Annotated in this window: 16 protein-coding genes; 6 read left to right on the top strand and 10 right to left on the bottom strand. The window is 71.2% G+C overall.

Going from position 1 to position 22142, the window contains the following annotated elements; all coding sequences use genetic code 11:
• Positions 1 to 12: 12 nt before the first annotated feature.
• From FK268_RS18620 to car, 5 genes are all read right to left on the bottom strand, one after another.
• Positions 13 to 729, bottom strand: a complete 717-nt coding sequence (locus tag FK268_RS18620) for a sirohydrochlorin chelatase (RefSeq protein ID WP_146436771.1) — start codon at positions 727 to 729, stop codon at positions 13 to 15.
• 1 nt (position 730) lies between these two features.
• Positions 731 to 1888, bottom strand: coding sequence for a uroporphyrinogen-III synthase (locus tag FK268_RS18615; RefSeq protein ID WP_231707145.1), 1158 nt, complete (start codon positions 1886 to 1888; stop codon positions 731 to 733).
• Complete coding sequence (locus FK268_RS18610) at positions 1885 to 3297, bottom strand: nitrate/nitrite transporter (protein WP_146436769.1); 1413 nt, start codon at positions 3295 to 3297, stop codon at positions 1885 to 1887. The genes FK268_RS18615 and FK268_RS18610 overlap by 4 nt, the downstream gene beginning before the upstream one ends.
• A 178-nt stretch (positions 3298 to 3475) precedes the next feature.
• Positions 3476 to 4021, bottom strand: a complete 546-nt coding sequence (locus tag FK268_RS18605; protein ID WP_146436767.1) for a single-stranded DNA-binding protein — start codon at positions 4019 to 4021, stop codon at positions 3476 to 3478.
• A 181-nt stretch (positions 4022 to 4202) separates the two neighbouring features.
• A complete protein-coding gene (gene car / locus FK268_RS18600; RefSeq protein ID WP_158636154.1) occupies positions 4203 to 7508 on the bottom strand; it encodes a carboxylic acid reductase in 3306 nt (1101 codons plus the stop codon).
• A gap of 229 nt (positions 7509 to 7737) precedes the next feature.
• Here car and FK268_RS18595 point away from each other — a divergent pair, with 229 nt between their 5' ends.
• The 4 genes from FK268_RS18595 to FK268_RS18580 are packed head-to-tail and all read left to right on the top strand — an operon-like array spanning position 7738 to position 12280.
• Complete coding sequence (locus FK268_RS18595; protein ID WP_231707152.1) at positions 7738 to 8856, top strand: LLM class flavin-dependent oxidoreductase; 1119 nt, start codon at positions 7738 to 7740, stop codon at positions 8854 to 8856.
• Positions 8857 to 8884: 28 nt separating this feature from the next.
• Complete coding sequence (gene sfnG, locus FK268_RS18590; protein ID WP_146436761.1) at positions 8885 to 9994, top strand: dimethylsulfone monooxygenase SfnG; 1110 nt, start codon at positions 8885 to 8887, stop codon at positions 9992 to 9994.
• Positions 9991 to 11202 carry an SfnB family sulfur acquisition oxidoreductase gene (locus tag FK268_RS18585; RefSeq protein WP_146436759.1) on the top strand — a complete coding sequence of 404 codons (1212 nt, stop codon included), beginning with the start codon at positions 9991 to 9993 and terminating at the stop codon, positions 11200 to 11202. The genes sfnG and FK268_RS18585 overlap by 4 nt, the downstream gene beginning before the upstream one ends.
• Before the next feature lie 43 nt (positions 11203 to 11245).
• On the top strand, positions 11246 to 12280 hold the full coding sequence (locus FK268_RS18580; protein ID WP_438696002.1) for an Atu2307/SP_0267 family LLM class monooxygenase: 1035 nt from the start codon (positions 11246 to 11248) through the stop codon (positions 12278 to 12280).
• Positions 12281 to 12321: 41 nt separating this feature from the next.
• Here FK268_RS18580 and FK268_RS18575 read toward each other — a convergent pair whose 3' ends face one another.
• A complete protein-coding gene (locus FK268_RS18575) occupies positions 12322 to 12996 on the bottom strand; it encodes an SPFH domain-containing protein (RefSeq protein ID WP_231707144.1) in 675 nt (224 codons plus the stop codon).
• A gap of 356 nt (positions 12997 to 13352) precedes the next feature.
• On the opposite strand from FK268_RS18575, the gene FK268_RS18570 reads away from it, so the two are divergent.
• Positions 13353 to 15806, top strand: coding sequence for an alpha/beta fold hydrolase (locus FK268_RS18570; protein WP_231707143.1), 2454 nt, complete (start codon positions 13353 to 13355; stop codon positions 15804 to 15806).
• Positions 15803 to 16693: an ABC transporter permease gene (locus FK268_RS18565; protein WP_146436754.1), complete on the top strand. Its 891-nt coding sequence runs from the start codon at positions 15803 to 15805 to the stop codon at positions 16691 to 16693. Before FK268_RS18570 ends, FK268_RS18565 begins: the two co-directional genes overlap by 4 nt.
• Here the strand turns inward: FK268_RS18565 and FK268_RS18560 are convergent.
• The 4 genes from FK268_RS18560 to FK268_RS18545 form a co-directional block, all read right to left on the bottom strand.
• On the bottom strand, positions 16686 to 18587 hold the full coding sequence (locus tag FK268_RS18560) for a S9 family peptidase (RefSeq protein ID WP_146436752.1): 1902 nt from the start codon (positions 18585 to 18587) through the stop codon (positions 16686 to 16688). The genes FK268_RS18565 and FK268_RS18560 overlap by 8 nt on opposite strands.
• A gap of 5 nt (positions 18588 to 18592) precedes the next feature.
• Entirely contained in the window at positions 18593 to 19777 is a 1185-nt protein-coding gene (locus tag FK268_RS18555) for an alpha/beta hydrolase family protein (RefSeq protein ID WP_146436750.1), read from the bottom strand.
• A gap of 74 nt (positions 19778 to 19851) precedes the next feature.
• Entirely contained in the window at positions 19852 to 20511 is a 660-nt protein-coding gene (locus tag FK268_RS18550; protein ID WP_146436748.1) for a response regulator, read from the bottom strand.
• A complete protein-coding gene (locus FK268_RS18545) occupies positions 20504 to 22129 on the bottom strand; it encodes a sensor histidine kinase (RefSeq protein WP_146436746.1) in 1626 nt (541 codons plus the stop codon). Before FK268_RS18545 ends, FK268_RS18550 begins: the two co-directional genes overlap by 8 nt.
• Positions 22130 to 22142 lie beyond the last annotated feature (13 nt).

Genomic DNA, 22142 nt, shown 5'->3' with positions numbered 1-22142 from the left:
CGCGATCGGCGGTCAGCCTCTGCTGACGGCCGTGGCCGGCGCGGCCAGGCCGGCATGACTGCGACGCAGACACGCCAGGCGCACAACAGAGGGGTGCAGACCCAGTGGTGCGGCGACGACGTCCGCGCCCGAGTCCCGGAGCCGCTGCTGGAACAGGCCCTCCGCCAAGAGGTACGACGCCACGGCGACGGACCGCGCACCGTCGGACCGCACGCGCGCGACGACCTCGGAGACCGACGGATAGCCCTCGCTCTGCTGACTGGGGGCCGCGAAGGCGATCGCGACCCTGCTGCCCACCAGCGCGGAGAGCGCGGCGGCGGTCCGCCGGAGCTCGCCCTGCGCGTGCGGGTCGCGCGTCCCGGCGGCGGCCATGACGACGGCGTCGCCGCGCTGCCAGCCCGCCCCCTGCAGGCGACCGAGCATCGCCCGCGCCAACTCCGGGGAGGGGCCGAGCGCGGGCGTCACGGTCGCGGAGCGGTGCCCCGATCCGGCGACCTCCCGCGGCAGATCGTGCCGGACGTGGAAGCCGCTGGACAGGAACGCCGGCACCACTACCGTGGGTTCGTGGTCGAGCTCGGTGAGGACCTCCGCCGGTGTCGGACCGAGGACGTCGACGAAGGCCACGCGCACGGTCTCCGACAGCCGCGCGGACATGGCCTCGGCCAGATCGCCGATCATCGCGACCCCGTGCTCACTGCGGGTGCCGTGCGCCACGAGAAGGGTTCCCACGTCACTGCTCCTCATCGACTGCGAGCCGGTAGCCGCGCTTGACCACGGTGGCGACGATCTCCTTGTGTCCCAGTCCCGTCCGCAGTCGCGCGACCGCCGCCTCGACGGCGTGCGGATCGTCGCCGCCCAGAGCCGAGAGTAGGCCCTCCCGGGAGACGACGGCCCCCGGCTCACGCGCGAGCAGGCGCAGCAGAACGATCGATGTCGGCGTGAGCTCGCGATCCACTCCGTCCACGACCGCGCCCCGGGCACGAAGCCCCAGGCGGTGTCCGGCGACGGGGAGGTCGGGCCGACGGTCGGGCAGGTCCTGCTCGACGAGGCGCGCCAGGGCACCGAGCCGCATCCGCTCCGGGGTGACGGTCTCGATGCCCAGCCGCTCGAGCGGCGTCGCGGTGACCGGCCCCACGCAGTAGGGAACGACGGGCCCGCTCAACGCACCTCGCACGGACTCGTCGAGCCCGAGCTCGGCAGCGCGCTCGAGCACCGATGCCGCGGCGGGTGCGGAGGTGAAGGTCACCGCGTCGACGGCGGAGGTCGCGATCGCCTCGATCAGTCGGTCGAGACCGGTGAGGTCCGCGGGCCGCTCCCAGCGGTACACGGGGACCTCGACGATCTGAGCGCCGAGTGCGCGCAGCCCGTCGAGCAGGCCGGGATTCGGGTCCCATTTGTCGGTCGCGCCGTGCAGCTGGACCGCGACCCTCAGCCCGGTGAGGTCGGAGGTCGAGAGGTGGCTGAGCACCTCGACGGAGGACTCCGATTCGGGAGACCACTCCTCCCGCAGGCCGGCGGCGCGGAGTGCGCCGGTCGCCTTGGGACCGCGGGAGATGACCCGGCCGCCGCCGAGGGCGGCGAGCAGACGTTCGGCGAGTCCCCAGCCCTCGGCCGCCTCGAGCCACCCGCGGAAGCCGATGCCGGTGGTCGCCACCAGTAGGTCCGGCGGGGTGGCGAGCAGTTCCTCCGTCGCGGCGCGCAGCCGATCGTCGTCCGACAGGGGCACCATGGCGATCGCGGGTGCGGCGAGCACGGCGGCGCCGCGCCGCTCGAGCAGGGTGCCCAACTCGTCAGCGCGGCGCGCGGCCGTGATCGCCACGGTGAATCCGACAAGGGGGCGAGCCGGCGCCTCGGTCATCGGATCGGACTCCTTCACTGCGGCGGTCATCGGGTGTCGGCGACGGTGAGGGCACCGTCGCGCGGCGTGGCCTCCAGCGTCCCATGCGCGCGGGGCGCGGGCGTACGCACGTAGACCTTCCAGGTGACCAGCGCGGCGAGCACGTAGAAGGCGCCGAACACCCAGAACGCGATCGTCGCAGTGCCGGACGACTGATACGACGCGCGCAGGACCAGGTTGATCCCGACGCCACCGAGGCCACCGATCGCTCCCGCGATACCGATCACAGCGCCCGACATGGCGCGCGAGTAGTGCGTCCGGGTGGCCTCGTCGACATCGAGCGAACGAGACCTGGCCTCGAAGATCGAGGGGATAATCTTGTACACCGAACCGTTGCCCAGACCGCTGAGCAGGAACAGCGCGATGAACCCGAGGACGTAGGCGCCGAGCACCGCGCCGGACGGCGCGCCCGAGCCCGCCGTGGTCGCCGCCGCGATCAGGACGCCGCCGGCGGCGATCATTCCCGCGAAGACGTAGAGGGTGACCCGGCCACCGCCGAGCCGGTCGGCGAGCTTGCCGCCGTAGACGCGGGATACCGAGCCGAGCAGCGGACCGATGAAGGCGATCTGCGCGGCGTGGAGCGAGGCCTGCGCCGCCGACTCGCCGCCCGCCCGGAAGGTTGCCTGCAGGACCTGGCCGAAGGCGAAGGAGAAGCCGATGAAGGAGCCGAACGTGCCGATGTAGAGCAGGGAGACGATCCAGGTGTCGCGGTCGCGGACAGCGGCGCGCATCGCTGCGGTATCGACCGTCGGGACCTGCAGGTTGTCCATGAACAGAGCCGCACCGACACCGGCCACGGCCAGCAGGACCAGATAGACGGCGCACACCCAGTAGGGCTCGCGGTTGCCCGCCGTCGCGATCACCAGCAGGCCCACCAACTGGACCGCGGGGACGCCGATGTTGCCGCCGCCGGCGTTGAGCCCGAGGGCCCAGCCCTTGAGCCGCTGCGGGAAGAAGGCGTTGATGTTGGTCATGGACGAGGCGAAGTTGCCGCCGCCGAAACCGGTGAGTGCGGCACACACGAGATACACCCACAGCGGCTGCCCGGGATTCGCCAGGATGACCATCGTGGCGATCACGGGCACCGCCAGCACGAATGCGCTGAAGATCGTCCAGTTCCGGCCGCCGAAACGCGCGGTGGCGAGCGTGTACGGGATCCGCAGGCACGAGCCGACGAGGGTGGCGGTGGCGCCGATGAGGAACTTGTCGGCCGTGCTCAGGCCGTAGACGTCCTGCGGCATGAACAGCACCATCACGGACCACAGGGACCACACCGAGAAGCCCACGTGCTCCGCGATCACGGACCACAGCAGGTTCCGCTTCGCGACCTTCTCGCCGCCCGCCTCCCACTGCCGGCGGTTCTCCGGATCCCACTCCGTGATCGTGTGTGATCGGCTCATGTCCAGACCTCCCGGTGCGTCGCGAACTCTTTCGCGTCGAAGGTAGGCAGCCGATGTTGCGCCGCAGGTTCCCGCGATGACCACGCCGTGAACTCGACCTCACGCCGACGCGCCACCGTATGTGAGGCCAAGACACGGGTGTGGACGGGGTCGTCCGGGCGCCGGATCCGACGCCGCGTCAGTAGTCGGGTGTGCTCCCGACTGCTGCGGGCTCACGATCGGCCGATTCATCGCTCACGAATCCATCGGCCACGACTCCCTCCTGCCCGGACTGCGGTGCACATCCGTCACCCGCGTCCTCCCCGGGCGTTCCGGTCGGCCCCGCTCCAGTGGCCTGCGGAGAGATCTCCCGGTAGCGCTCCCCCACACCGACGTACTGGCTGGCGCACATCCGCAGGTTCAGCCCGATGGCGTCGGCCTTGAGGTCGAGCGAACTGTGCCGCTGGCCGTCCGCGCCGTCGAAGGTCTCGTGCTTGAGTTCTCCGTGCACCATGACGGGCCGGCCCTTGGCGATCACGGCGCGCGCGTTACGGGCGAGTGCGCCGAAGGCCTTGACGTTCAGCCAGACCGTGCCGGTCTGCTTCCACTCGCCGTTCTCGTCCAGATAGCCGTTGTTCGCGGCCATGGTGAAGCTCAGGAAGTCGTGCCGCTGATCACGGGCGGACTCCCGGTAGGTCAGGTCGTTCGTGACATTGCCTGCTGCGAATACAAGTACCCCGGGCATGGCGCCCCTCCTCGTCGATGCCGCGACCGGCGGTTCCCGGCCGTCGTCGACGAGTGTCACGCGTCGGTCCCGCCCCGGAGGCCGTCCGGAGCGGGACCTGTGGATGAAACACGTTTCGTACGCTTACTTGTGGAGAACGGGCCCGTCGCCGCTTCCGGCGACGGGCCCCGGGGTGGCAGCTCTACGCGAGCCACCCGGCGGCGACGAATCCGTCGAGGTAGCGCTCGATCAATGCGCGGTCGAGGCCGGGGATGTCACCCGTACCGATCTTCTCCTCCCGCACTGCATCGCGGAAGCGGTCGGCACTGAGTGCGATTCCCGCACCGGCCGGGGTGGGGTTCGCGAAGGAGTGCAGCAGCGGCAGCACCGACCGCTGACGGTCCTCCGCGGGGAGTTCTCGCAACGCGGTCTCGAACCGGGAGAACCACTCGGCGTAGTCGGCCACACGCTCGATCGGACGATCCTCGGCGATCCAGTCGACGAAGTCGTCCAGCCCGGCCCCGCCCTCGTCGACGTTGAGGAGGTGGAAGGTCCGGAATCCCTCGCGTCCGGCCGCCCCGAGGGTGACGATCGACTCGGCGGTGAAATCGACCGGCAGGCCGTCGTAGTGCGCCCGCGGGCCGGTCGGGTCGGCGGAGAAGGAGGCGGGCGCGAGCCCCGTTTCGGCGATGCTCAGGAGCAGCCGGGTGAACTGGTCCACCGGGTTGTACTGGCCGCGGAAACGACTGTGCGCCAGGATCATGTCTGAGCGGAAGACCCGTACCGGGAGCCCGGCGAGATCGGAGGCCTCGCGGAGCAGCACTTCGCCCGCCCACTTGCTCACCGCATAGCCGTTGGCGTAGGCGTCCGCACCGATCCTGCGCTCGGCGCCCGCGACGCGGACGTCGTCGTCCTCGACCAGCAGGCGGCCGTCGTCCTGCGGGACTACGGCGACCGTCGAGACGTAGTCGATCGATTTGCGCCGCACGGTGATCGCGAGGCGTGCGATCTCCGCGGTGCCGACCACGTTCGGACCGAACAGCTGATCGTAGGGCAGGACGTGGTTGACCATGGCGCCGCAGTGGACCACGTGATCCACGCTGTCCGCGAGGCGATCCCAGGTCGGGCCGTCGAGGCCGAGGGACGGCGCACCGAAGTCGCCGACGACGACCTCGAGATGACGCTCGGCAAGGCTCGCGAACTCCGCGGTGAGCGCGGGATCGGAGGTCCCGATCGCGTCGAAGACGCGGCGACGCGCGTCGTCGGCGTCGGCGCCGCGAACCAGAGCGACGACCGTTCCGTCGTGCCGCGCGACGCGCCGCAACCACTCGAGTAGCAGGAACCGGCCGAGATACCCCGTCGCACCCGTGACCAGGACCGTCGAGGGTTCACCGTGCGGCGCGGGCGTCGACGGTGCCGCCGCCAGCAGCTCCGGGTCGACGAATCGATCCAACGTCAAGTCGGAGGCGCGGGCGATCTGCGCGTCGGCGCCATGGATCGTGGCCGCGGTCGGGGCGCTGAGTACGCCCGCCTGCGCCGCCTCGATGTGCTCGATCACACCACCCAGGGTCGCGGTGGGCCCGACGATCGTCTGCACCGGCACGGGCAGGTCGTAGAGCCCCTCCAGCGTGGTGGCCAGCGACAACGCGGAGAGCGAGTCGCCGCCGAGATCCACGAACCGGGTCTGCGCGTCGAGTTCCTCGGGGAGGACCCCGAGCGTCAGGGCGGCGGCGCGCACGACGGTGTCCGCCACGGACGCACCGGTGTCGAGGTCGCGCAGGCCCGCGCGACGACGTTCCTCGGCTGCGTCGTACAGGGCGGCGAGCTCGGCGCCGTACCGCGCATTGAGAGCCGGGCGCACGAGCTTGCCGATACCCGATCGCAGGCCGTTCTCCTGGGAGAAGGGCTCGCGCTCGATGATGACGTCGCGTGGCAGCTCGTAGCCCGCGAGGTCGTTCTCCCGGGCGATCGCCGCGAGACCGTCGAGCACGCGCGTGCGTGCCTCGGCGTCGGTCTCCCCCTCGGGTCCGGGCGAGGGCACCACCACGCCGAGGAGGTACGAACGCTCACTGCTGCCGTACAGGAAGATCTGGTGCACATCACGACCGGCGGCGTACGTGGCCTCGAGCTGCGCGATCGGCACGAATTCGCCCTGCGCCAGCTTGATCACATTGCTGCGACGGTCGACGTACTCGAGACGGTCCGGCGCGAGCTCGGCCATGACGTCGCCGGTGCGGTAGAAGCCCTCGTCGTCGCGGATACGCTTGTCGGAGTTGTAGTACCCGGGGATGAGCTGAGTCGACTTCACCAGGAGTTCGCCCCGCGGATGGGGCGAGTCGGTGACGAAGTAGCCGAGTTCGGGGACGTCGATGAGCTTGTACTCGGTCACCGGCGGTCGCGCGATCACGCCGTCACGGGTGACGCCGCCCGCCTCCGTGGACCCGTAGCCGATCTGGATGTCGATGCCCAGCAGCCACTCCATGAACGTCTGCAGTTCGGCGGACAGCGCGGCACTGCCGCACATCGCGGCCTGGAGACGACCGCCGAGCACTCGATCGCGCAGTTCGACGCGTGCGGTCTCCGTGTCGGTCTCCGCTTCGAGGGCCAGGAAACGCTGGTGGATCAGCTCGCACACCCGGGGCACGAGGCCGATCGCGGTGGGACGTGCGGCGGCGAGGTCGTCGAACAGTGTCGACATGTCGGGCGCACCGGCGAAGTACCCGGTACCTCCCGAGGCCAGACCGGCGATCAGCCAGTTGCGCCCGTACATGTGGCTCATCGGCAGGAAGTGGAGCAGCGATTCGGACGGCAGGTCGACGTCGACGATGCTGTCGACCTTGAGCCAGGCGTCGGCGACGAGCTGCTCGGTGTACATCGCGCCCTTCGGCGTACCCGTGCTGCCGGACGTGTAGATCAGCGTGACGAGCGGATCCGTCCCCGGCTCGGGCTCGAAGAGTGCGGGCGCGGGCAGCGCTTCGCCGGCGAGGATGTCGGCCTCGAGCCCCTCGTAGCCGGAGTGCTCACCGTCGAAGACCACGACGCGCGGCGTCGCCGCGGACTCGGCGAGGGCCTGCTTCGCGAGAGAGACCTGATCGGCGCTGACGGCGAAGATCTTCGGCCTGGTCTCGTCGAGGATGGCGGCGATGCGCGCGGCCGGGGCGCCGGCCTGCAGAGGAACGTTCGGGGCGCCCAGCAGCGTGGTAGCGAGGTCGACGGTGACGAAGTCGGCACTGGTGAAGCCGAGGATCGCGACGAAGTCGCCCACCGCCAGCTCGCTCTGCCATGCTGCCGCCAACGCGCTGACCCGTCGCCAGATGTCGCCGTAGGAGACCGTGACGTACGGGCCCCGGGGACCTCCGTCCCGGGTGGCGAACGCCGGACGGTCGGTGAACCGGGCGAAGACCCGCTCGATCACCTGGGGAAGCCGCTCGGCCTGCGCCTCGGCCTGGCCTTTCACCTCGGAGCCGGTGACCGCGGGATCGCTACCCTGCATTGCCTCAATGGACATTCGACACCTCATTTCACTACGAAACTCTAAGTAACACTTTCCCTAGCTTAGCTACTGACCGGTAGCTCCGCACGTTCGACGCATGACGAGTCGAAACCTGGCCCCCGCGGCACCGTGGTGGTGGACTTGCGCTTCGTACCCGACCCATCGACGGAAGGCCGCCGTGAGCTCGCCGAACCCCCTCCACCTTCACTGGTTCCTGCCTACGTACGGCGACTCCCGGAACCTCATGGCGGGCGGACACGGCAGCTCGATGAGCGGCGACCGGCCGGCGAACCTGCACTACCTCAAGCAACTCGCGCTGGCCGCGGAGGCGAACGAGTTCGAAGCGGTCCTCATCCCCACCGGCCTGTGGTGCGAGGACGCCTGGCTCACCGCCGCCCTGCTCACCGAGGCCACGCAGAAGCTCAAGTTCCTCGTCGCGCTCCGTCCAGGACTGGTCAGCCCCCTTCTGTCGGCGCAGATGGCCAGCACGCTGCAGTGGCAGTCCGGCGGACGCGTTCTCCTCAACGTCGTCACCGGCGGCGAGTCCTCGGAGCAGCGCGCCTTCGGTGACACCTTGAGCAAGGAGGAGCGCTACGCCCGGTGCGGCGAGTTCCTCGACATCACCCAGCGACTGTGGACCTCGTCCGAGCCGGTGAGCTTCCACGGTGAGCATCTGACGACCGAAGGCGCGGTCCTCGCCCGGCGCCCCGATCCGGCTCCGCCGATCTTCTTCGGCGGCAGTTCCCCCGCGGCGGGCGACGTCGCGGCGAAGTACGCGGACACGTACCTCACCTGGGGCGAGCCGCCGGCGCAGGTCGCGAAGAAGCTCGACTGGGTGCGCGGCCTGGCCGCCGCCCAGGGTCGGACCCTGACGTACGGCATCCGGCTGCACGTGATCTCGCGCGACACCAGCGAGGAGGCCTGGGCCGAGGCGAACCGCCTCCTCGGCAACCTGGACCCGGCGACCGTCCGCGCAGCACAGGCGAACCTCGCGAAGAGCGAGTCCGAAGGGCAGCGCCTGATGCGCGAGCTGCACGGCGGCGGAGCGGCCTTCGACGAGGCCGCGGACGCCCGGTCGCTGCAGGTCTACCCGGGCCTGTGGACCGGCGTCGGCCTCGTCCGCGGCGGCGCAGGCACGGCGCTCGTCGGCTCGCACGACGAGGTCGCCGACCTCATCGCCGAGTACGCGGCCCTGGGCATCGATCACTTCATCCTCTCCGGGTACCCGCACCTGGAGGAGGCCTACCACTTCGGCGAGGGTGTCCGGCCCCGCCTCGCGGCACGCGGCCTCCTCAACGCCTCCGGCGCACCGTCGGAGCCCGTGCGCGGCGCCTTCCTGCCCGACATGTCCCCGACCTCCTAGCCCGGTTCGCCGACCCGAAGGACTCCGCATGACCACCGAGAAGATCGCCGACGAGATCAAGTTCGCCTACTGGGTGCCCAACGTCTCGGGCGGACTGGTCACCAGTGACATCGAGCAGCGCACGAACTGGGACTTCGAGTACAACAAGAAGCTCGCCCAGACCGCGGAGCGCGTGGGCTTCGAGTACGCGCTCTCGCAGGTGCGGTACATGGCCAGCTACGGCGCCGAGTACCAGCACGAGTCCACCTCCTTCAGCCTCGCCCTTCTCGGAGCGACGGAGAAGCTCAAGGTCATCGCCGCCGTGCACCCCGGCCTGTGGCATCCCGCCGTCCTCGCGAAGTTCGGCGCCACCGCGGACCACCTGTCGAACGGCCGGTTCGCGATCAACGTCGTCTCGGGCTGGTTCGCCGGCGAGTTCAAGGCCCTCGGCGAGCCCTGGCTCGAGCACGACGAGCGCTACCGTCGCAGCGCCGAGTTCCTCGAGGTGATCCGCAAGATCTGGACCGAGGACAACGTCGACTTCGGCGGCGACTTCTACCGGATCCGCGACTTCACCCTCAAGCCCAAGCCGCTCAACACTCCCGAGCGCCCGAATCCCGAGCTCTTCCAGGGCGGCAACTCATCGGCCGCGCGGATCAACGGCGGGAAGTACGCCGACTGGTACTTCTCCAACGGCAAGGACTTCGACGGCGTCACCGACCAGCTCGACGATCTGCGTCGCGTCGCCCGCGAGGCGCAGCGCGAGGTGAAGTTCGGGCTCAACGGCTTCATCATCGCCCGCGACACCGAGAAGGAGGCGCGGGACACCCTGCGCGAGATCGTCGAGAAGGCGAACAAGCCCGCCGTCGAGGGCTTCCGCGACGCGGTGCAGCAGGCCGGCAAGTCCACCTCCGACGGCCGCGGAATGTGGGCGGACTCCTCGTTCGAGGATCTCGTGCAGTACAACGACGGCTTCCGCACCCAGCTCATCGGCACTCCGGAGCAGGTCGCGGAGCGGATCGTCGCGTACAAGGAGCTCGGCGTCGACCTCATCCTCGGCGGTTTCCTGCACTTCCAGGAGGAGATCGAGTACTTCGGCGAGAAGGTGCTGCCGCTGGTCCGCGAGATCGAGGCGAGCCGATCCGAGGCGCTGGCGTGACTGTCGCGCAGGTAGTCGACTCGCGGCCCGCCGCGGCGATCGACTCCGCCGAGGCCGCCGTCGACGCGGCGCGCGAGCTCGCGGCGCGGTTCGCCGACGGTGCAGCCGAACGCGACCGCGAGCGACGCCTGCCGCACGCGGAGGTCGAATACCTCTCCGACGCAGGGCTGTTCGCGCTGACGGTGCCGGCCCGTTTCGGCGGACCCGATCTGCCGCCGTCCGTCGTCGCCGAGGTCTTCCGGACGGTCGCCACCGCCGACGGCTCGCTCGCGCAGATCCCCCACAGCCACTACGTGTATCTCACCGCACTGCGCCTGGCTGGCCCGGAGGCGTTGCAGCGCAGGATCTTCGGACAGGTGCTCGACGGTGCGCGGATCGCCAACGCACAGTCCGAGCGGGGCGGGAAGACGGTGGCCGACGTGGCCACCACGCTCACGCGCACCGCGGACGGCGCACATCTCGACGGCGAGAAGTTCTACTGCACGGGCTCACCGTACGCACATCTCCTGGCCGTGCTCGCGCGAGACGCGGACTCCGGGGACCAGGTGATCGCCTTCGTTCCGGCGGACACACCGGGGGTCTCCATCGCCGACGACTGGAACGGATTGGGACAGAGGACCACCGGGAGCGGCACCGTCCGGTTCGACGATGTCGCCGTACCGCTCGACGCGGTCTTCACCCGCTCCGCCGCGGTGTCCGAGCCCACCGGCTACGGCGCCTTCGCGCAGCTGCTGCACGTCGCGATCGACACCGGAATCGCCCGCGGCGCACTCGAGGCCGCGGCCGACTTCGTCCGCACGAAGTCACGCCCCTGGTTCGAGGCCGAGGTCGATCGGGCGCAGGACGATCCGCTCGTGATCCACCGCTTCGGCGAGCTGACGGTGACGGTCCGCGCCGCGGAGGCCGCGCTCACCGTCGCCGCACGGGCGGTGGACGCAGCCTTCGCGACCCTGGGCTCCGACACCGCCGCCGAGGCCTCCCTCGCCGTGGCCACCGCGAAGGTGCTCGCCGATCGTGCCGCGACGGAGGTGCCCGCCGCCCTGTTCGAGGTGAGCGGCACCCGGAGCGCCGCGGGCGATGCGGGCCTCGACCGGTACTGGCGCGACGGTCGCACGCACACCCTGCACGATCCGGTGCGGTACAAGGTCCACCACTTGGGCCGGTTCACCCTGAACGAGGAGCGTCCGCCGCTGCACGGCGTCGTCTGACCACCGGAATAGATTCGGACCTCAGTCCGTTTGTCCGGGTACTATGACTGACATGAAGATTCCCGAGTTCGGAGTGGACACGTTCGGCGGCGTCACGAAGGACGCCCACGGCGAGCCGCTGCCCCATCCCCAGGTGATCCGCGACCTCGTCGAGGAGGCCGTCGTGGCCGACCGCGCGGGCCTCGACTTCTTCGGCGTCGGCGAGCACCACCGTGCGGACTTCGCCGTCTCGAGCCCGGAGATGGTGCTCGCGGCGATCGCGGCGCGCACCGACTCCATCCGCCTGGGTTCCACGGTGACGGTCCTGAGCTCGGATGACCCCGTCCGCGTCTACGAGCGCTTCGCGACGCTCGACGCCGTCTCGCAGGGCCGTGCCGAGATCGTCGCGGGGCGCGGCTCGTTCACGGAGTCCTTCCCCTTGTTCGGCTACGACCTGCAGGACTACGAGGTCCTCTTCGAGGAGAAGCTGGAGCTGCTGGCCGCACTCCTCACCGAGGAACCGGTCACCTGGTCCGGGACCACTCGCGCCCCGCTCACGGAGCAGCGCGTGTACCCGGCGACGGCGGACGGCATCCGCGCCTGGGTGGGCGTCGGCGGCAGCCCCGAGTCGGTGGTCCGCACGGCCCGCTACGGCTTCGGCCTCTTCCTGGCGATCATCGGCGGGCCGGCGGAGCGCTTCACCGCGTACACCGACCTGTTCCGCCGCGCCGAGAACGAATTCGGTGGTGCGCCGCAGCCGATCGCGGTGCACTCACCCGGACTGGTCGCCAAGTCCGACGATCTGGCCCGCGAGCTGGTCCACGACGGTTGGCTGCGGATGCGCCGCCGCATGGGTGCGGAGCGCGGATGGCCGCCGCCCGCGCCCGGCGACTTCGAGCGCGAGGTCGAATCCGGCTCGCTGTACCTCGGCTCGCCGGAGACGGTCGCCCGGCGGATCGCAACGACGGTCCGCGCCCTCGGCGTCGATCGCTTCGATCTCAAGTACGACCAGCCTGTGACCCACGACGACCTCCTGCAGTCGATCTCCCTCTACGGCGAGAAGGTCGTCCCGATGGTCAAGGACATGCTCAGCGACTGACCCGTGGCTTGCACCGGGCCCGTCGCAGGCACTGCGGAGCCCTATCGGTCGGACTCGCCGAAGACGATCTTCGCACCGGCCGGCGCGGCCTCGATCATGCGCAGCCGCGCGAGGGCCGGTGACGCGTCGAGCATGCGGCCTGCGTTCGCGAGCGCGCGCAGCGCGGCGGTCTCGGAGCGCGCCTCCTCCAGCCGGGCCGCACCGCGCGCCTTCGCGGTGATGAGTTCGACCGCCGCGCGACGGATCTCGCTCGGCAGCACGACGTCCTTGACCACCACCGCGAGCACCTCCACGCCCACCGTCTCGGCCGCACCGCCCATCTGAGTGCGCAACGCCTCGCCGTCGATCGCATCGGTACGGCGCACCAGGTCGTCGACACCGATGCCGCCCAGCACCTCGCGCAGCGCCACCTGCGCGGCCAGGTACAGCACGCCGTCGGGGTCCGCGGCCCGCTCGAGGTACGCCACCGGGTCAGTGACCCGGACCCGCAGCGTCATCGACATCCGGACGGGTACCGATTCCGCGGTGACGATCTCCTGCGGCGCCACAGCGATCAGTCGTTCGGCGACGACCACGGGCACGACGGCGTTCGCGGCACGCACCCGATGCGGGCCGGCTCCGAGGACGCGGACGGCGGCGCCGTCCTGGTACTCGACGGCGCGGCGGCCCACCGGCACGACAATGCGTCGGCCACGGACGGCGGTCACGATGAACACGGTGGTACTCCTTTCCTGGTGGCGCCGAGGCCTACGTGGGACACCGCACCGCCGGGCGGGCGGCGACGGCGGGATGTCCCGGGTAGTGGCCGGGGCATCGCAGGGCCGCCGCCGCCCGCGCTCCCGGCGGGTCGGCATGCGAGGGACTCGAACCCTCTGGGCCCCGAGAGGCCGTGCCATAGTCGGTTCTGCCGGTTCGAACACGCGGGACCGGTCGCGGTATCCCGCTCCGGCCGCTCCCCGATCAGTGCCGGCTCCCACGATGACAGTCGGCGGTGAAAGATGGCAAAGGGTTTTTCGCGGCAAGCGAACTCGCCTCGACGGCACGGCCGGGAAAGCGCACATATCCTGGTCGGGTGCCCCCACCTCGCGCTCTGCGCGGCGCCGCGAAGCGCCCCCTCCTCACCGGTGCGGCGCTGGCCGCCGTCGTGATCATCGTCGCCGCGTTCGCCGCCTGCGGCCTCGGGGGGCGGAGCGCACCGTCGTTCCAGCGCACCGACCAGGCGATCGACGGGGCCGGCGTGACCCTCGACACCTCCTTCTTCCGACCCGACGGCGCCGCCCCCGCTCCCGCGGTCCTGCTCGCGCACGGCTTCGGTGGAACCAAGGAGGACGTCCGCAGCGAGGCGGAACAGCTAGCGGGACGGGGATACGCCGTGCTCACGTACACGGCCCGCGGGTTCGGGAAGTCGACGGGGCTCGTCGGCCTCGACTCCCCGGACGCCGAGGTCGCCGACGCACGCAAGCTCCTCGACTGGCTCGCGGCCCGGCCGGACGTGCAGCAGGACGGTCCCGGCGACCCTCGCGTCGGCGTGGCGGGCGGCAGCTACGGCGGCGCCCTCGCGCTCCTGCTCGCCGGGCACGACAAGCGCGTCGACGCCATCGCCCCGCGGATCACGTACTGGGACCTCGAACAAGCCCTCTTTCCCGGCGGGGTCTACAAGAAGCAGTGGGCGGGCATCCTGTTCACGATGGGCGGCGGCTGCGCGAAGTTCGAGCCGGCGGTCTGCGAAATGTACACCCGGATCGCGCAGGGCGGCCCTCTCACCGACGCCGATCGCACGCTGCTCGCCGCGCGCAGCCCCGCGTCGGTCGGCGCGGACATCCGCGTCCCCACCTACCTGGCACAGGGCGAACTGGATTCGCTGTTCCCGCTCGACCACGCCGACGAGGCGGCCCGCAGGATCACCGCGAACGGCGCCCCTGTCTCCGTCGACTGGATCGCGGGCGGCCACGACGCGGGCAGCGCGGAGGACGCCCGGGTGAACGCACGCACGGTGGAGTGGTTCGACCGCTACCTGAAGAAGACGGACGCGCCGGCGGTGCCCGCATTCCAGGTGTCCCGCTCCGGCGGCATCGACCGCGAAACCGGCGAACGGACCGTGCGCTCGTCGAGCTCCGACGCCTACCCCGGGCTCTCCGGGACCATCACGCGCACCGTCGCGCTGCCCGGCACCCCGCAGCGCGCGGAGAACCCGCCCGGCGGTACTCCCCCGTCGATCTCGGGCGTACCGGGGCTCGGGGCCCTCGCCTCCTCCGCGGCGGCCCTCGGCTCGGGCGGGCTCTCGCGCGACCTTCCCTCCCAGGCCGCCGTCGTCGATTCCGAGCCGCTCGCCGGGCCGGTCACGGTCACAGGCGCTCCGACGGTGTCGATCAAGGTCGAGTCCTCGGCACCCGACGCCGTGCTCTTCGCGAAGCTCTACGACGTGGGGCCGGAAGGGACACCGATCCTGCCCCAGCAACTGGCCGCACCGATCCGCATCCCGCTCACCGGGGGTAGCACCACCGCGACGGTCCGCCTGCCCGTGATCGACCACGAGTTCGCCGCGGGCCACCGGATGCGCGTGGCCTTCGCCACCACGGACCTCGCCTACCTCACGCCGTCGGCCCCCGCGACGCACACGATCACGGTCACCGGACCGCTGACCGTGCCGGAGGTCCCCGCCCTGAGGACCGCACCGGCACCGCTACCCACCTGGGTATGGGCGCTGCCGATCATCGCCGTGATCCTCGCGGGCGCGATCCTGTTCGTCCGCAGACCGCGAACCGCCTCGGCGGTGGACCCCGCCCTCTCCGACGTCGCGCTGCAGGTCACGGGCCTGTCGAAGAAGTACGCGGGTGGCGACGGCTACAGCGTGCGGGACGTGACTTTCCGCGTCGACCGGGGACAGGTGCTGGGCCTGCTCGGCCCGAACGGCGCGGGCAAGACGACGACGCTGCGGATGCTGATGGGTCTCATCACGCCCGACGAGGGTGGGATCCGCGTCTTCGGCCACACGATCCGCCCCGGCGCGCCGGTGCTCTCCCGCGTCGGTGCGTTCGTCGAGGGCGCGGGCTTCCTGCCGCACCTGTCGGGCCGCGCGAATCTCGACCTGTACTGGCGGGCCACGGGACGCCCCTCCGACGAGGCGCACCTCGACGAGGCCCTCGAGATCGCGGACCTCGGCACCGCACTCGAACGGCCCGTCCGGACCTACTCGCAGGGTATGCGGCAGCGGCTCGCCATCGCCCAGGCGATGCTCGGGCTGCCCGATGTCCTGGTGCTCGACGAGCCCACGAACGGGCTCGACCCCTCGCAGATCCGGGAGATGCGCGACGCGATCGTCCGGTACGGCGCCACGGGCCGCACCGTGATCGTGTCCAGCCATCTGCTGGCCGAGGTCGAGCAGACCTGCACGCACGTGGTGGTGCTGCGGCGCGGTGAGCTGATCGCCGCCGGCACCGTCGAGGAGATCGTGACGGCGGACGAAGGGGCCGGCTCCCGCACCCTCGAAGACGCGTTCCTCCAGCTGACGGGAGACGAGGCATGACCGCGACCGACGGATCGACGACGGCCAGGACGGACGACGCGAGCGGTGCCGCGCCGGGGTACTCCCCCGGGCGCACCCTGACGGTCGGCGTGGAGCTCGCGCGGCAACTACGGCGCCGGCGAACGCTGGTGATGGCCGCGCTGCTCGCGGCGCTGCCGATCGTCCTCATCATCGCCCTCGCGGTGGGCACCAAGGACGAGGGCCGCGGCAGCGGGCGGCCGTCGATGTTCGACGTGGCCACCGCCTCCGGCCTCAATCTGACGGCCACCGTGCTCATCGCCGGGACGGGCTTCCTCCTGGTGATCCCGGTGGCGCTCTTCTTCGGCGACGCCGTGGCGTCGGAGGCCGACTGGTCCTCCCTGCGCTATCTCCTCGCAGCACCGGTCCCCCGGACGCGACTCCTGGTCACCAAGGCGATCGTCGCGCTCATCCTCTCCGTCGCGTCGGTCGCCCTGCTCACCGCCGTCGCCCTTGCCGCAGGCACCCTCGCCTACGGCTGGGGACCGTTGCAGACGCCGGCGAACACCGCACTACCCGCAGCCGAAGGGCTCTGGCGCCTGCTGCTCGCGGCCGGCTTCATCATCGTCTCCGAGCTGGCCACCGCCGGGCTGGCGCTGTGGCTCTCGACGCGCACCGACGCTCCGCTCGCCGCGGTCGGCGGCGCCGTCGGTCTGACCGTGATCGGGAGCGTCCTGGACCAGGTGACGGCCCTCGGCGGACTGCGCGCGGCACTGCCCGCGCACTGGCAGTACGCCTGGACCGACCTGCTGCAGCCGAGCATCGAGTGGGCCGCGATGGCACAGGGCGTCTCGCTGTCGGTGAGCATCGCCCTCGTCTTCTTCGCCCTCGCCGTGCGCGGCTTCCGGACGAAGGACGTCGTCAGCTGACGTCGCGCGGCGACTCGGTGCGCCCGCCGAGGTGCTCGGCCAGGAACCGCTCGCTCGCGCGGAACATCTCGATCGTGTTCTCCGGGTTGACGAAGCCGTGGCCCTCGTCGGCCTTGAGCAGGTACTCGACCTCCACGCCTCGCTCGCGCAGCGCCGCGACCAGGTTGTCGGACTCCGCCTGCACCACGCGCGGGTCGTTGGCGCCCTGCACCACCAGGAGCGGCGTGCGGATCTGCTCGACACGGGTGATCGGCGAGCGGGCCAGCATGTCGGCCAACTGGTCCGGGTCCGACGGGTCGCCGACGTACCGGAACCAGTTGTTGGCGAGGTACGGCCGAGCGATCTCGGGCAGGGTCGCCATGAAGTTCGGCAGGCTCGAGATGCCCACGTAGTCGATCGCCGCGGCGAAGACGTCCGGGGTGAAGGTGACGCCGACCAGGGTCGCGTAGCCACCGTAGGAGCCGCCGAAGATCCCGAGCCGCCGAGGATCCGCGATGCCCTCGGCGACGGCCCAGTCCACCGCGTCGATGAGATCGTCGTGCATGGCGCCGGCCAGCTCGCCGATGCCCGCCTGCGTGTGCGCCTTGCCGTAGCCCGTCGAGCCGCGGAAGTTCACCTGCAGCACGGCGTAACCGCGATTCGCGAGGAGCTGCACCTCGCCGTGGTATCCCCAGGTGTCCCGGAACCAGGGGCCGCCGTGCACGAGCAGCACAAGGGGCAGGTTCCGCGGCTCCACGCCGACGGGCAGCGTGAGGTACGACGGGAGGGCCCGCCCGTCGCGGGCAGAGATCGTGACGGGCGACATCGGCGCCAACTGCTCGGGATCCAGATGAGGGAAGGGCCGGAACAGGAGCCGGGACGCGCCCGTGCGGTGGTCGTAGAGGTAGGTGACGCCCGGGTCGCGGTCGTCCACGAACGAGACCACCCAGCGGTTCCCGTCGAGGTCCGACGAGAGTGCGCCGATGTCCCCGTCGGACAGGCCGCTCAGAGCGGCCAGCACCTCGCCGAAACGCGGGTCGAGTGCGTGGATCTCCTGGCGCTCGCCGAGGTAGCGCACCGCGAGGAGCTCGCCGGTGCGCGGATCGACGATGAGCGGCTGCGGCATGGTCGGCGCGACGAGCCCGGTGGTATCGAGGTCGAGCGTCGGATGCGCGTCCACCTCGGTCTGCGCACCGGTGGAACCGTCGAGGTGGACGAGGCGAGTGAGATCGCGGTCGCGGTTGGATCCGAGCCAGAGGCCGCCGTCGGGCGCCGGGACGATCGGGAACACGCCGAGCGGGTAGTCGATGCCGTCGAACTCGGCGATCGGACGGAGTGCCCGAGCGTCGGTGTCCCACCGGCAGATCGCGATGGCGCCCGCGGCGTCCTGCGTCGAAGCGAACAGCGTGCCGTCCGCGCCGTACACCCATCCCGCGACGTTGCCCGGGTTTCGTTCGATCTCGGTCAGCTCGCCAGTGGCGATGTCGAGCGCGTGGACGTCGAACTCGTCGACCTTGCGGGCGTTGGTCGAGATGATCGCGACGCCCGGACGCGCGATGGGCAGGTCCATGAGAAAGGTGGTCGCCCCGTCGAAGGGGGTCAGGTCGACGGCCGGCGCGTCGGGATCCTCGAGGTCGGCGCGCATGAGATGCCAGCGCTCGTCGCCGCCGTTGTCCTGCAGATAGATCAGCCACCGCGGATCGGTGGTCCAGGAGAACATCTGGACACTGCGCGTCGCGTCGGCGGTGACCGCCCGGGCCGGCTCGTTCCCGTCGAGGTCCTCCACCCAGACGTTCAGGCGGCCGTTCGACGGGGCGAGGAAGGCGATCCGGGTGCCGTCGGGCGAGATCTTCGCCGCGGCCCGGACGGGCGAATCGAAGAACTCCTCGACCGTGACGAGGCTCGGCAGTGCCATGCCGGTCAGGCGAGGATGCGCGCCAGGAAGGGGGTCGAATCCTTCATGGAGGCGAGCACCGCGCCGCTGTGATCGGCGTCGGGGTACTGGTGCAGTTCGACCTGCGTGCCGCTCTTCTTCAACGCCGCCGCCAGGGCGATCGAGGACTGGACGGGGACGTCGGTGTCCTTGAGCCCGACACCGAGGAAGACCGGCCGGTCGTAGCCCGATGTGGGCGTACCCATGTACTCGTCCAGGGCCGCGCTCGCGCCGGGGACGGTGCCGATCTTCGCCGTGACGAAATCGGTCGGCTTCTGCCCGGCGAGGGTCGTGCTGAGCTGGGCGTAGCACTGCACCTCGGCCTTCGCGGCGGCCGCCTTGCCGCGCGGGGTGAGTACCGAATCGAAGTCGACGCCGGGGTTCGCCTCCCGGATCCCGGCCAGGATGTACGCGGTGTAGGACGTCGCGGCGGAACTCAGGCCGCCGGGCAGGCCGGTGTCGGGCCCGACGTTCTTCACCACGTCCTCGATCTTGAACGGCGTGCCCGTGGCGACCACGCCGCGGTAGTCGAGGTCGCTGCCCGCGCTGAACTGCGTAGCCCACCGCGCGCTGTTGACCGCGGCGCCGCCGCCCTGCGACTGGCCGACGATGGCCCACTTCTTCGACAGGTTCAGTGATCGGTCGGCATGGGCCGCCACTACGGAGTCGACGACGTTGTGCGCCGTCGAGACGCTGTTGAGGTAGCTCATGAGGCCCGGCGTGCCGAGGCCCGCGTAGTCGGACGCCACGATCGCATAGCCCTGCGAGAGCCAGTGCCCCAGGTACTGCTTGTCCCTGTCCGACCGCGGGTTCGCGGACGGGGCGCAATCGTCGCCGAGGCCGACGGTGCCGTGGGCCCACGCGATCACGGGCCAACCGCCCGCCGGCGCGGCGCCCTTGGGCACGAAGATCGCACCGGTGCTGGTGGCCGCCTTCCCGTGCTGATCGGTGGTCGAGTAGAGCACTCGCTTGGCCGTCCCCGCGCCGGGCAGGGACACCGCGGGATCGAGCGCGACGGACCTGATCTGCTGGCCGCCCTTCCCGGGTATCGGTCCGGAGTAGTTCGCGGCGTCCAGGCCCGACCAGGTGGGCGCCGCCGCGGCGGGCACGGCGACGAGCCCTGCGCCCAGGAGTGCGGTGGTGACAGCGAGCGCGAGCCGAGTGGTCCTCATGCGATGGACTCTAACGCCAACACCGGCCCGGTACCCGGCGAGTCGGCCGATCGGTTCCGACCGTGGAAGTCGGCTCAGCGCAGCGCGTACCGCTGACGTGGCCGTCCCGTGGTGCCGTACTGCAGGGCCATCGTCAGCGTTCCCTCTCGCACCAGGTCCGCGAGGTAGCGGCGCGCGGTAGCCGGCGAGACCCCGACGTCGGCGGCGATGTCGTCCGCGAGCATCGGCGCGCCGGAGCGGCGCAGCGCCTCGACGATCCGCCGCTCCGTCACCGAGCCGCTGTCGTCGCGGCGCGGCGCCGGACGCTCGCTGCGCAGGACGGAGGCCGCGGCGTCCACCTGTTCCTGGGTCACCTCGGCACCGACCAGGATCCTGCGGTACGCGGTGTACGCGCCGAGGCGACGGGCGAGCTCCGTGGCCGGGAAGGGCTTGATCAGGTACTGCAACGCTCCTGCTGCCAGTCCCGCGCGGACGCTCGCTGCGTCGTCCGCGGCGCCGAGGATGAAGGCGTCACACTGCATCTCCCGCACCAGGTCGATCCCGGAACCGTCGGGCAGGTAGACGTCGACGAGCGCCAGGTCGACGTGCTCACGCTCGAGGATCGCGCGCGCCTCGGAGACGGTGCGCGCGGAGCCCACCGTGGTGAGACCGACCATGGTGTCCACGATCTTCGCGTGCAGCGCGGCGACGCGGAAGTCGTCGTCCACGACGAGGATCCGCATGTCGTCAGGCATCGTCGCGCACCCCCTCGGGCAGAGTCGCCATCACGGTCGTCGGTGCGTCGGCGCCGCCCCGCTCCACGATCACGACCTCTCCCCCGTGCCCGCGCGCCACCTGCCGGGCGATCACCAGTCCGAGGCCGCGGCCGCCGGGCACCGTCGGATCACTGCGCGTGGTGACGCCCTCCACGAATGGATCGTCGACAGTGAATCCGGGCCCGCTGTCGACGACGATCACGGCGAGGTCGACACCGTCACGCAGCACGTCGACCTCGACCGTCCGGGGTTCTGGGCCCTCGGCTGCAGCGTCGATGGCGTTGTCGAGGAGATTGCCCACGAGGGTCGTGGTGTCGACGGGGTGCGCGAGTACCCCCACGAACGCCGTGTCCGCACCGACGCGCAACAGCACGCCCCGTTCGCGGGCACGCGCCGCCTTGGCGGAGACGAAGGCCCTCAGGTGCGGCTCGTCCAGGCGATCGAGGCCCGAGACGGGGAGGACCGCCGTGTCCCCCGCGATCTCGTCGAGGTACGCGACCGCCTCGTCGGTGCGGCCGTCGCGCAGGAGGCCGGCGACGACGTGCATCCGGTTCGCGGACTCGTGCCGCTGGGCCCGCAATGCGGCGCTCATCGCCTGCACCGAGTCGAGCTCCCTGGTCAGCTTCTCGAGGTCGGTACGGTCCACCGCCGTCAGCACGGTGCCGAGGTCGGTGCCGCCGCGATGCACGCGGCGGGACGCCACGAGCACCACGCGCTCGTTCACGGCTGCCGCGACGGGCACCTCGGTCGGTGTCGCGACGACCCCGGCGACCCGCTCGGTCAGGCCGAGGTCCGCGAGCGGTGTGCCGGCCGCCGCGGTGACGCCGAGCAACTCACGGGCGCGGTCGTTGATCACGCGGACGATGCCCTGCGCGTCGATGGCGATCACTCCTTCCGAGCCCGAGTAGAGCACGGCGTTCTGCTCGCGGATCAGCTCCGCCATCTCCTCCGGCTCCAGGCCCAGCGTGAGGCGGCGCCACCGTCGGGCGAGGAGGGCGGAGCCGATGACGCCGACGGCGAGGGCGAGCGCGGCGAGCCCCGTCAGCAGGACGACGGTGTGGCGCGCCGCCTCCGCGACGGTCTCCGTGGAGATACCGACACTGACCAGGCCGACGACGGTGCCGTCGGCGCCCAGGACCGGCGCCTTGGCCCGCACGGAGTCGCCGAGGGTGCCCTGCTGGCGCGTCACCTCGACGTCGCCGCCGAGGGCTCGTGAGGGGTCGGTGCTCAGTGGCGCACCCAGCTGGGCCGGATCCGGATGCGCGATGCGGTATCCCGCATCATCGGCGATCACCACGAAGAGCACGCCGGTGCGTTCCGTGATGGCGAGTGCCTGGCGTTGCAGCGGCGCGGCGGCGAGTTCCTCCCGGGAGGCCGGTCGTCCGGCACGACGCGCCGCCGACTGCGCCGCGGCGCCGGCACGGACATCGGTGTCGGAGGCGACCGTCTCGGCGATCACCGCCGCCCGCTGCCCGTACTCCGCGCGCGTGTCCGTGTCCACCCGGTGCAGCACGATGCCGAAACCGGCGGCCAGGCTGACGATGATGATCACCACCTGGAGCAGGAGGATCTGCGTGCGCAGCCGGATCCCGGGCATCCGCTCAGCCTAG

Source organism: Tsukamurella sputi (genome assembly GCF_007858445.1).
Classification (GTDB): Bacteria; Actinomycetota; Actinomycetes; order Mycobacteriales; family Mycobacteriaceae; genus Tsukamurella; species Tsukamurella sputi.
This window is presented reverse-complemented; position numbering and strand designations above follow the sequence as displayed.